Origin of the sequence: Micromonospora sicca (genome assembly GCF_003172935.1) — a bacterium.
Lineage (GTDB): Bacteria > Actinomycetota > Actinomycetes > Mycobacteriales > Micromonosporaceae > Micromonospora > Micromonospora sicca.
On record NZ_QGKS01000352.1, the window covers coordinates 1 to 10,360 of the forward strand.

At 75.3% G+C, this 10,360-nt stretch carries 11 protein-coding genes; 5 read left to right on the forward strand and 6 right to left on the reverse strand.

Annotated elements, in window-relative coordinates; translation table 11 throughout:
• Positions 1–77: 77 nt before the first annotated feature.
• Positions 78–554, reverse strand: a complete 477-nt coding sequence (locus tag DKT69_RS39205) for a hypothetical protein (RefSeq protein ID WP_109804607.1) — start codon at positions 552–554, stop codon at positions 78–80.
• A gap of 148 nt (positions 555–702) precedes the next feature.
• Between DKT69_RS39205 and DKT69_RS28775 the strand changes: the two genes are divergently transcribed.
• A complete protein-coding gene (locus tag DKT69_RS28775; protein ID WP_043965396.1) occupies positions 703–1,341 on the forward strand; it encodes a TetR/AcrR family transcriptional regulator in 639 nt (212 codons plus the stop codon).
• A 71-nt stretch (positions 1,342–1,412) separates the two neighbouring features.
• Positions 1,413–1,640: a DUF3107 domain-containing protein gene (locus DKT69_RS28780; protein ID WP_109804608.1), complete on the forward strand. Its 228-nt coding sequence runs from the start codon at positions 1,413–1,415 to the stop codon at positions 1,638–1,640.
• Positions 1,641–1,703: 63 nt separating this feature from the next.
• On the opposite strand, the gene DKT69_RS28785 is transcribed toward DKT69_RS28780, so the two are convergent.
• Entirely contained in the window at positions 1,704–2,357 is a 654-nt protein-coding gene (locus tag DKT69_RS28785; RefSeq protein ID WP_109804609.1) for a ferritin-like fold-containing protein, read from the reverse strand.
• A 301-nt stretch (positions 2,358–2,658) separates the two neighbouring features.
• On the opposite strand from DKT69_RS28785, the gene DKT69_RS28790 reads away from it, so the two are divergent.
• The 3 genes from DKT69_RS28790 to DKT69_RS28800 all read left to right on the forward strand — a co-directional run bounded on the left by DKT69_RS28790 (position 2,659) and on the right by DKT69_RS28800 (position 6,395).
• Positions 2,659–4,350 (forward strand): DEAD/DEAH box helicase, encoded by a 1,692-nt coding sequence (locus tag DKT69_RS28790; protein ID WP_109804610.1) that lies wholly within the window; start codon positions 2,659–2,661, stop codon positions 4,348–4,350.
• Between the two features lie 311 nt (positions 4,351–4,661).
• Positions 4,662–5,828: a class I SAM-dependent methyltransferase gene (locus DKT69_RS28795; RefSeq protein WP_109804611.1), complete on the forward strand. Its 1,167-nt coding sequence runs from the start codon at positions 4,662–4,664 to the stop codon at positions 5,826–5,828.
• 150 nt (positions 5,829–5,978) lie between these two features.
• Complete coding sequence (locus DKT69_RS28800; protein ID WP_109804612.1) at positions 5,979–6,395, forward strand: helix-turn-helix domain-containing protein; 417 nt, start codon at positions 5,979–5,981, stop codon at positions 6,393–6,395.
• Positions 6,396–6,443: 48 nt separating this feature from the next.
• Here the strand turns inward: DKT69_RS28800 and DKT69_RS28805 are convergent, their stop codons facing one another.
• The 4 genes from DKT69_RS28805 to DKT69_RS28820 form a co-directional block, all read right to left on the reverse strand.
• A complete protein-coding gene (locus DKT69_RS28805) occupies positions 6,444–7,367 on the reverse strand; it encodes a DUF8832 domain-containing protein (RefSeq protein ID WP_109804615.1) in 924 nt (307 codons plus the stop codon).
• Positions 7,368–7,467: 100 nt separating this feature from the next.
• Positions 7,468–7,698, reverse strand: a complete 231-nt coding sequence (locus DKT69_RS28810) for a heavy-metal-associated domain-containing protein (protein ID WP_109804613.1) — start codon at positions 7,696–7,698, stop codon at positions 7,468–7,470.
• 148 nt (positions 7,699–7,846) lie between these two features.
• The gene (locus DKT69_RS28815; protein ID WP_109804614.1) at positions 7,847–9,970 is read right to left on the reverse strand and encodes a RecQ family ATP-dependent DNA helicase; all 2,124 of its coding nucleotides are present in this window, start codon (positions 9,968–9,970) and stop codon (positions 7,847–7,849) included.
• Positions 9,971–10,083: 113 nt separating this feature from the next.
• The coding region (locus DKT69_RS28820; RefSeq protein WP_146231236.1) for a ComEA family DNA-binding protein at positions 10,084–10,360 on the reverse strand (277 nt) is incomplete at its 5' end.

Consider the following 10,360-nt stretch of genomic DNA (forward strand, 5'->3'; position numbering starts at 1 on the left):
CCGCGGCCGGTCGGCGGGTCCGGTCCAGCTCCCGCCGGAGCTGCTGGCACTCGCGGGCAGCCTCACCCCGGAGGCCCTCACCCCCGAGCTGATCGCCGGGCCGGGCCGGGCTCGGCCTCGGCGGACGGCTGCTCCGCCGGGGGCGCCGGTCGCTGGGCCGGTACGACCAGCCGGTCGCCGTCGAGGTCGCGCCGCGGCTCGGCGGCGGGCGGGGCACTCACCGGAGCCTGGCGGGACACGGGCGGCTCCTCCTCGGCGTAGCGCACGCCGTTGACGTGGGGACGGCCGTTGACCCGGGCCGGCGGCGCCTCGGCGGGCGGCCCGGCCAGCGGGGCCGGCAGGTCACCGTGTCGAGTGGACGAGGCGCCCCAGCCGCCGGCGGGGTCGGGCTGCCGCCAGGCGGGTGTCGGCTCGCGGCCGGCCTCCCCGCCGCGGGACCAGCCGGCTGCCGGGGGCGCCCACCCGCCGGCGGAACGGGCCAGGTCGTCCTGCTGACCCGTCCCGTCGCCGTGCTCTCCCGGGGTGGCGGCTCCGGGTTGCCCTGATTCACTCACCGCGCGCTCCTTGGTCGCCCCCGCTGAGGCTACCGTGTGGTGACAGTGGCGATAAGTTACAGCGGCGGGCCAATTCCGGGACGGGTTCACGACCCGGACCGGTTCGGGTGATAAGTGCCGGCTCGTACGACGAAACTCGGAGGCTCCCATGACCGCTGTGGGGAACGGTGCACAGACCGCAGGCCGGCCCACCCGCCTGCCCCGTTCGGCGCGGCGCAAGCAGCTGCTCGCGGCCGCCCAGGAGGTGTTCGTCGCCCAGGGCTACCACGCCGCGGCGATGGACGACATCGCCGAGCGGGCGGGGGTCTCCAAGCCGGTGCTCTACCAGCACTTCCCGGGCAAGATGGAGCTCTACCTGGCGCTGCTGGACACGCACTGCGACGCCATCGTGGCGAAGGTGCACGACGCGATGCGCGGCACCAACGACAACAAGGAGCGGGTGAGCGCGTCGGTGCGCGCGTACTTCGACTTCGTCGACCACGAGAGCGAGGCGTTCCGCCTGGTCTTCGAGTCGGACCTGCGCAACGACCCGGCCGTCCGGCAGCGGGTGGAGCGGGTCGAGCAGGGCTGCATCGCGGCGATAACCGACACCATCATCTCGGACACCGGCGTCAGCCGGGCGCACGCCGAGCTGCTCGCCTCCGGCCTGGTCGGGGCGGCGGAGACGGCGGCGCAGTTCTGGCTGGCCGGCGGGCGGCAGGTGCCGAAAGCGGAGGCGGAGGCGCTGGTCGCCGCGCTGTCCTGGCGGGGCATCGCCAGCTTCCCGCTGCAAGGTGAGTCAGCCTGAACATCGGGCCGTCAGATCGGATAGCCTTCGCACGGCGGCTTTTTCGCCCCAGTTGAGGTTGAGGAGGCACCGTGGAGGTCAAGATCGGCGTGCAGTACGCGCCGCGCGAGCTGGTCCTGGAGAGCGCGCAGACGCCAGCCGAGATCGAGCAGATCGTGACCGACGCCTTCGCCAAGGGCGAGGGCACCCTCTCCCTGACCGACGAGAAGGGCCGACGGGTGATCGTGCCGGTCAACAAGGTCGCGTACGTCGAGATCGCGGAGGCCGCGCCCCGCGCGGTCGGGTTCACCGTCCGCTGACGATCCGGTTGCCGCGGCAGGCGACGCACCCGCGTCCCTGCCGCGCGGCACGCCCGAGGCGGCTCAGTTGTTCAGCCCGGCGGCGGTCATCCGCGCGGTGTGCGCGGCGGTCATCCGCCGGAACAGCGCCGGCACGTCCGCGCCCTCCCGCCGCGTGATCAGCGAGGTCAGCCCGCCCCGGTCGGCGGCGGCGACCCGCCCGGCCTGGGAGAGCGCCTCCCCGACGAGCCGCCGCGCCCACATCGAGAGCCGGTTGGCCACCCGCGGGTCGGCCTCGATCGCCGCCCGCATCTCGGCGGCGGCGAACTCGGCGTACCGGGAGTCGTGCAGGACATCGAGGACCAGCCGGCGGTCCGGTTCGGCCAGGCCGTCGGCGATCTCCCGGAGGAAGTCGTCGGTGATGGCGTCGCCGACGTACGCCTTGGTCACCGCCTCCAGCCAGTTCTTCGGCTCGGTCGAGTCGTGGTACGCCTGGAGCGCCCCGACGTACGGGGCCATCGCGTCGTCGGGCGGCACGCCGAGCGCCGCGAGCCGGTCGGCGATCCGCCGGTAGCTGCCGATCTCGGCCGCGGCCATCTCGCTCAGCGCGGCCCGGCGGCGCAGGTCCGGGGCGAGCCGGGCGTCGGCGGCCAGCCGGTCGAACGCCAGCAGCTCCCCGTACGCCACCAGGCCGAGCAGGTCGACGAGGGCCGGGTCGGGCGCGGTCGGGGCGGACACCAGCGCAGGCTACCGTCCGGCCAGGTGACCCGGCCGCCCACGCCCTTGTGGCGCAGGTCACACCCGTTACCCCCGGACGTCGCCCGGTCACCCGGAATCAGGACAGCCACCAGGGGGTTCAGGTAGTATGGAACAGTTGCCGTGGGCGTCGATCCGATCAGTGAACTGATCGCACCCGACCCGCGGCGCGCGTGCGGCCCGGTCCGGCTCGGCATTCCGCCCGACCGTGTGGCCCGCGCCATACCGATCGCGCCCTGAGGACATGACGGGGCGCACCACGAGAGGGCACCCCCAAATCCATATGAGCGAGCTGATTCAGGACAACGTGGGCCAGGAACTGGCCCCCACCGCTCCGGTCCGTCCGGAGGCTCCCACTTTCGCCGAACTCGGCGCCCGCCAGGAGACCGTCGAGGCCCTGGCCGCCGCCGGCATCACCCGCGCGTTCGCCATCCAGGAGTACGCGCTGCCGATCGCGCTGCGCGGCGTAGACCTGATCGGCCAGGCACCGACCGGCACCGGCAAGACCCTCGGCTTCGGCGTACCGCTGCTGGAGCGCGTCTTCGCCCCCGCCGAGGGCAGCGACGGCGTGCCGCAGGCGCTGGTCGTCGTCCCCACCCGCGAGCTGGGCATCCAGGTCGCCAAGGACCTCGCCGCCGCGGGCAAGACCCGGGGCGTGCGGGTGCTGCCGATCTACGGCGGCGTGGCGTACGAGCCGCAGATCGACGCGCTGCGTAAGGGCGTCGAGATCCTGGTCGGTACGCCCGGCCGGCTGATGGACCTGCAGAAGCAGAAGCACCTGCGGCTCGACCGGGTGCGCGCGCTGGTCCTCGACGAGGCCGACCGGATGCTCGACCTGGGCTTCCTCGACGACGTCGAGAAGATCCTCGCGATGCTGCCGGAGGACCGGCAGACCATGCTGTTCTCGGCCACCATGCCGGACCCGATCGTCGCCCTGTCCCGGCGCTTCCTGCGCCGGCCGGTGACCATCCACGCCGGGCACACCGCCGAGACCGGCCCGTCGCCGCAGACGCAGCAGCTGGTCTACCGCACCCACTCGATGAACAAGGTCGAGATCGTCGCGCGCATCCTCCAGGCGGAGGGGCGCGGCCTGACCATGATCTTCACCCGGACCAAGCGGGCCGCCGACCGGGTCGCCGAGGACCTCGACTTCCGCGGCTTCGCGGTCGCCGCCGTCCACGGGGACCTGGGCCAGGGCGCCCGCGAGCGGGCCCTGCGGGCGTTCCGCGCCGGCAAGATCGACATCCTGGTCGCCACCGACGTGGCGGCACGTGGGCTCGACGTCACCGGCGTCACCCACGTCATCAACTACGACTGCCCCGAGGACCAGGACACCTACACCCACCGGATCGGTCGTACCGGCCGGGCCGGGGCGACCGGTGTCGCGGTGACCTTCGTCGACTGGGACGACATGCCCCGTTGGCGGATCATCGACAAGACGCTCGGGCTGGAGATGCCGGAGCCGCTGGAGACGTACCACACCTCTCCGCACCTCTACACCGACCTGGACATCTCCCGCGACGTCACCGGCACCCTGCCGACCGCCGAGCGGACTCGGGCCGGGCTGTCGGCGGAGGTCGAGGAGGACCTCGGCGGCCGGCCCCGGCGCGGTGAGAGCCGGGGCTCCCGCCGCGGCGAGAGCCGCGGCCGGAGCGAGCGCGGCGACCGCGAGCGCGGCGACCGCGAGCGCGGCCGGGGCTGGGGCGGCGACGCCGCGGCCACGCCCGAGGGCGGGACGCCCGCCGACGCCTCCGCCGAGGAGGGCACCCGTACCCCGCGCCGGCGGCGTCGCCGCCGGGCGGGCGAGACGATCGCCGGCGAGCCCACCGCGGTGATCTCCGCCGAGGACGGCAGCGAGCCGGCCGCGGCGGCCTCCGCCGAGGGCGAGGCGGCGTCGAAGCCGCGTCGCCGCCGGCGCCGCCGTGGTGCGGGTGGTTCGGGCGCCGGTACGCCGGCCGAGGCCACCGCCGACTGACCCTTGCGACACTCCGACGTCCCCCGCACCGGTCCCCGGTACGGGGGACGTCCCCTGTCCGGGGGCCACGCAGCCGGGCCGGGCTGCCGGCGCTCGGACGCGGGACACCCCACCTGGTGCCCTTTGCTCTGCTGCAGCGGAGGCAACACCATCGCCCGCCAGGTGTTGCGGCGGCTGAAGCAGAGCAAAGGATGTCGAGAGGACACCCAGCACCGGCACTCCCTGCCACCGCGAGCGGAGCGGAGGGGTGCCACAGGACACCCACGACCGGACCGCCGGGGAAGCCGGCGGCCGGGAAGGATGATGGAGCGATGCCGGAACCGCTGGACGCCGCCCTGACCGAGGTCCGGGCGCTGCTGCTCGACCCCGCCCTGACCCGGGCGGTCGCCGCCGGACGACGCCGGGGGCACCGGCCCTCGGTGGTCCGCGCCGAGCTGCGGCCGGTCACCCTCAAGGCCGGCCCGCGGCTACAGATCTCCACCTCCGACGGGGCCCGGCCGTACACCAGAAACGTGGCGCCGGGCGTGGAGGCCGGCGCGGCGGTCGACGCGCTGCTGGCCGAGCCGTTCGGGAACTGGCATGTGGAGACGGCCGACGCGACGCTGCAGCTGCGGGTGACCAAGTCGGGCGAGGCGCAGGTGCACCGGGCGGCGGCGAGCCGGCCGGCGGCCGAGCCGGGCGGGCACGACCGGGAGAAGGACTACCTGCTCGACCCGGGCGATCCGATCTTCGCCGAGATCGGCGGCTCGGCCGCGAAGCGCCGACAGGTGGACGCGTTCCTCCGGGCGCTGGCCGCGACCCTGCCGGACGACCTGACCGGCCCGCTCCGCGTGGTCGACCTGGGCTGCGGCAACGCGTACCTGACCTTCGCCGCCCACCGGTACCTCACCGCCCGCGGGCTGGACGTGGAGCTGGTCGGCGTGGACGTGCGCGAGGACCAGCGCCGGCGCAACACCGAGCTGGCCGAGCGGCTGGGCTGGGCGGACCAGCTTCACTTCGTCGCCGGCACCATCGCCGACGCGGTGGTCGAGCCGGCCCCGGACCTGGTGCTGGCGCTGCACGCCTGCGACACCGCCACGGACGAGGCGCTGGCCCGCGCCGTCCGGTGGGGGGCCCGCTGGGTGCTCGCCGCGCCCTGCTGCCACCACGACATCGCCGCCCAGCTGCGCGCCCGGCCGGCGCCCGCGCCGTACGACCTGCTCACCCGGCAGGGCATCCTGCGGGAGCGGTTCGCCGACGTGCTGACCGACGCGCTGCGGGCCGGGCTGCTCCGGCTGCACGGCTACCGGGCGGAGGTGGTCGAGTTCGTCGACTCCCGGCACACCCCGCGGAACCTGCTGATTCGGGCCCGCCGGATCGGGACGGCCCCGACCGACGCGCAGCGGGCGGAGTACCGGGAGCTGGTCGACCAGTGGCAGGTCACGCCGCGGCTGGAGACCCTGCTGTCCGGCGCGGGGACCGACGGGCCGGCGGCCTAGCGGCCCCGCTCGCCGCTGCGCTTCCCGACGCCCCGCGAGTCCCGCCCACGAGACGATCAGACCGGTCGGTCGGTTGCCTCCGCGTCGCGCCGTACTACCCTCTTAGGCGCACCGTCCGGTGCTCCGGTCGGGAAGGAAGACCCCGCAGGAATGGGTTCCGCAGAGGTATCGCCGCAGATGGCCTTCGCGCGTTTCGTGCGTCGCGCCATCGACGACGCCCGTGAAGTGCGCGGCTGGACGGTGACCGACCTGGCCACGCACACCGGCGTGGGCCGCTCCACCGTGTTCCGCTGGCTCGCCGGTGACTGGCAGGACTACCCCGAGCTGGCCAAGGTGCGCGGCTTCTGCGGTGCCCTCGACCTGCCGGTGGCGGCCGCCTTCCGGGCCCTCGGGTTGCCCGACGCCGGCCCCACGCCGCGCCGCCGCGCCGAGGACGCGCCGGTGGAGGCGGACGTCCGGGTGATCCTGGAGCGGCTGGCCGACCCCAGCGTTCCCGCCGAGGAGAAGCACCACATCCGCGACCTGCTCCGCTACCTGGCCCGCCGCCCGGTCCGCCGGGCCGGCTGAGCGGTCAGCCTGCCGGTCCACCGGGCCGCCCGAGCGGTCGGCGAGCGGTCAGGGCACCGTCACCGTGAAGCCGGCGGTGTGCACCACGCCGGCCACCTGGAAGTCCAGGAACATCCGGTAGCGGCCGGGGCCGGGCACGGTCAGCTGGAACGTCACCGCATCGCCGTCCCGCCCGCTCTGCGGGTGCACGTGCAGGTAGCCCAGGTCGCCCTCGCGGAGCGCGACCAGGTGGCCGTACGCGCCCAGGTAGCGCTCCAGCGGCGCCGCGGCGGCACCGGCGCTGACCCGGAACCGCAACGGAGTCGGCTCCCCCGCCTTCGGGGTCCCCTCGTAGGCGACGGTGAACCCGTCGACCGTGCCGGTGGTGGCCGGCGCCGGCAGCGGGCGGGGCGCGTACCCGCCGGGGGCCGTCAGGTCGGTCCCGAGGGTGACGGCGGTCTGCCCGCCGTCGTCGGCGACCGCGGTGAAGTCCGCGTACGCCCGCCAGACGCCCGGCTCGGTCAGCGTCAGCGGCACCGACCAGGTGCCGTCCGGGGCCATCGTCGGGTGCAGGTGCTGGTAGCCGGTGAGGTCGCGGCGGACCACGATCAGGTGCATCGGCTTGTCGTGCACGACGGCGAACCGGGTGACCGCCCGCCGCCGCTGGTCGCGGATCTGGAACCGCAGCTCACCGGCCCGGCCGACCGGGAACTCCACGGCCGACGGGGTGAGGGTGTAGCCGGCCGCGCTGACCGACAGGCCGGCGGCGTCCGCGGCGGTGCCCTGGTCGACGGCCGCCCCGCCGTGCGAGTGCGCGCCGGTGCCGGGCGGGTGGGTGTGCCCGCCGGCCGTCGGGGCCGCGCCGGACGCCGTGCTGGGCGGCGGGTTCAGCCGGCCGAGGCCGAAGCCGAGGAGTACGGCGAGCACCAGCCCGCCGACCACCAGCGCCAGCCGCAGGGTGCTCCGGTCCGGCCGGAGGGGCGGCCCCCCCACCGGGACGCCGAAACCGACCGCCGGCGCGGGCCCGACCGCCGGCGCGGGCTCGACCGGCCACGCGGGCGGGTCTGCGGCGGCCGGTCCGGCGGGCGGCGACTCAGGCAACGCCGCCGGCCAACTCGTAACCCGCCTCGTCGACGGCGGCCCGCACCGACTCGACCGGCAGCGGCGCGGTGCTGGTGACGGTGGCGGTGCCGGTGGTCAGATCCACCTGGACCTCCTCGACGCCGGGCAGGGCGGACAGCTCCCCGGTGACCGCCCGCACACAGTGCTCGCAGGTCATCCCGGTGACGGCGTACGTCTGCGTGACGGGTCGCTGCTCGGTCATGGGCCCACGGTACCGCTGGACGTGGTGCCGGCCCGCGCACGGTCGGTGACGGTGGTGACGCTCGCATTCCGGCCCGGCCGGGAACTTTTCCTGGGCCGCGGACGACCGCCCCGGGAACCCCGCCGCCACCCGGTGCCGGCGAGCCGGGTCAGCCGGCCACGGCGAGGGCGAGGGGCAGGACGTCGGGGGCGCCGGCCCGGCGCAGCAGCCGGGCCACCATGGTCGCCGTCCAGCCCGAGTCGATCAGGTCGTCGACGAGCAGCACCGGCCCGTCCAGCCCGGCGAGGGCGGCGGCCAGCTCGTCCGGAACGGTGAAGGCGTCGTGCAGCGCGCGTACCCGCTGGGCGCTGTTGCCGCGCGGCCCGCCGGCCCCGCCCGGACCGGCGGGGACCACCCGGCCGAGCAGCGGCAGCCGGCCCACGGTGGCGATCCGCTCGGCGAGCGAGCCGACCAGCGCGGGGCGCGTCCGGGAGCCCACCGCGACCACGCCGACCGGGCGGCGCGGCCAGGGGTCGTCGCCGTGCGCCCAGGCCTTCAACACCTCGACCACGGCCGCGGCCACGTCGTCCGGGACCGGTCCGTCCGCCGCCTCCGGCCCGACCAGGCCGCGCAGCCGCCCACCCCAGCCCAGGTCGGACAGCCGTCCCACGGCCCGCCCGGGCAGTGCCTGCTCCGTCGGTGGGATCCGGCCCTTCAGCGGTACGCCCACCGCCTCTAGACCGGTCGGCCAGAGCTTCTTCGGCGCGATCTCCACGCCGGGGCGGCCCAGGAAGGTCTGCGCGGCGGTGAGCGCCGCGTCGGAGACCTCGGCGGTGAAGAGCGGACCGGCGCAGCGGTCGCACCGGCCGCAGTCGCCCGCCCCGGCGTCGTCCAGGCATTCCCGCAGGTAGCGCATCCGGCAGCCGGGCGTGGTCGCGTACTCCCGCATGGCCTGCTGCTCGGCGGTGCGCGCCTGGGCGACGCGGCGCAACCGGGCCTCGTCGTAGACCCAGGGCTCGCCGGTGGCGAGCCAGCCGCCGCGGACCCGGCGGACCGCGCCGTCCACGTCGAGCACCTTGAGCATCAGCTCCAGCCGGGTCCGGCGCAGGTCGACGACCGGTTCGAGGGCCTGGGTGGACATCGGCCGGTCGGTGGGCAGCGCGGCGAGCACGGCGCGGACCTGCTCCTCCGGCGGGAAGGCCAGGGAGGCGAAGTAGCGCCAGATGGCCGCGTCCTCCACGCCGGGCAGGAGCAGCACCTCGGCGTGCTCCACGGCCCGGCCGGCGCGGCCGACCTGCTGGTAGTAGGCGATCGGCGAGGGCGGCGCGCCGAGGTGGACCACGAAGCCGAGGTCCGGCTTGTCGAAGCCCATGCCCAGTGCGGAGGTGGCGACCAGCGCCTTGATCTTGTTGTCGAGCAGGTCCTGCTCGGCGGCGCGGCGGTCGGCGTCCTCGGCCTGGCCGGTGTAGGAGGCCACCGACCAGCCCCGGGCCCGCAGGAACTCGGCCGTCTCCCCGGCCGCCGCCACGGTCAGCGTGTAGATGATCCCCGAGCCGGGGAGCCGGTCCAGATGGTCGGCGAGCCAGGCCAGCCGGTGCGCCGGGCTCGGCAGGTCGAGTACGCCCAGCCGCAGCGACTCCCGGTCCAGCGTGCCGCGCAGCACCAGAGCGTCACCCAGTTGCTCGGCGACGTCGGCGGTGACCCGCTCGTTGGCGGTGGCGGTGGTGGCGAGCACCGGCGTCCGCTCGGGCAGGTTGCCCAGGAAGGTACGCAGGCGGCGGTAGTCCGGGCGGAAGTCGTGCCCCCAGTCCGAGACGCAGTGCGCCTCGTCCACCACCAGCAGGCCGGTGGTGGCGGCCAGCTTCGGCAGCACGGTGTCCCGGAAGTCCGGGTTGTTGAGCCGTTCCGGGCTGATCAGCAGCACGTCCACCGCGCCGGCGTGGATCTCGCCGGTGATCTCGTCCCACTCGTCGAGATTGGCCGAGTTGATGGTGCGGGCCCGGATGCCGGCGCGCGCCGCCGACTCCACCTGGTTGCGCATCAGGGCCAGCAGCGGCGAGACGATCACGGTCGGGCCGGCGGCGTCGGGGCGCTCCCGCAGCAGGGCGGTGGCGACGAAGTACACCGCCGACTTTCCCCACCCGGTGCGCTGCACGCAGAGCACCCGACGCCGGTCCACCACCAGCGCCTCGATCGCCCGCCACTGGTCCTCGCGCAGCCGGGCGTGCTCGCCGGCCAGCCGGCGCAGCACCGCCTCGGCTCGCTCCCGTACCGCCGCCCGATCCTGGCTCATCCGGCATTTCTACCAGCGCCCGCCGACTTCACCCCCGCCCCGGCCCGCGCCCGCTCCCGGTGATCAAGAGGTTTGCGTCACCATCCGGGCCCGGCCGGACGCAAGCTTCTTGGTCAACTCTGCTGGGACGGGGTGGGGTGCGGGAGCGGGGGGAGGAAGACCAGGAGGTCGCGGAGAGAGTCGGTGAGCAGCGGCGGCAGGAGGCAGCGGGCGGCCAGCTCCTCCATCGAGCCGAACGGGCCGCGCAGCCACCGGTCCATCGCCACCTGTCGGGCCTGCCCTGCGTTGATCCCGGGCAGCCGGGCGATCACCCGCTCTTCCACCGCGTTGATGTCCACCAGGCCACCGTCGTCGAAGGTCCGGGGCAGGTCGGGTCGGCCGATGTGCAGC

What these genes read in the sequence shown, in the direction of transcription:
- DKT69_RS28775 (WP_043965396.1), top strand. Translation starts at nt 703, where the DNA reads ATGACCGCTGTGGGGAACGGTGCACAGACCGCAGGCCGGCCCACCCGC.
- DKT69_RS28790 (WP_109804610.1), top strand. Translation starts at nt 2,659, where the DNA reads ATGAGCGAGCTGATTCAGGACAACGTGGGCCAGGAACTGGCCCCCACC.
- DKT69_RS28795 (WP_109804611.1), top strand. Translation starts at nt 4,662, where the DNA reads ATGCCGGAACCGCTGGACGCCGCCCTGACCGAGGTCCGGGCGCTGCTG.
- DKT69_RS28800 (WP_109804612.1), top strand. Translation starts at nt 5,979, where the DNA reads ATGGGTTCCGCAGAGGTATCGCCGCAGATGGCCTTCGCGCGTTTCGTG.
- DKT69_RS28810 (WP_109804613.1), bottom strand. Translation starts at nt 7,698, where the DNA reads ATGACCGAGCAGCGACCCGTCACGCAGACGTACGCCGTCACCGGGATG.
- DKT69_RS28815 (WP_109804614.1), bottom strand. Translation starts at nt 9,970, where the DNA reads ATGAGCCAGGATCGGGCGGCGGTACGGGAGCGAGCCGAGGCGGTGCTG.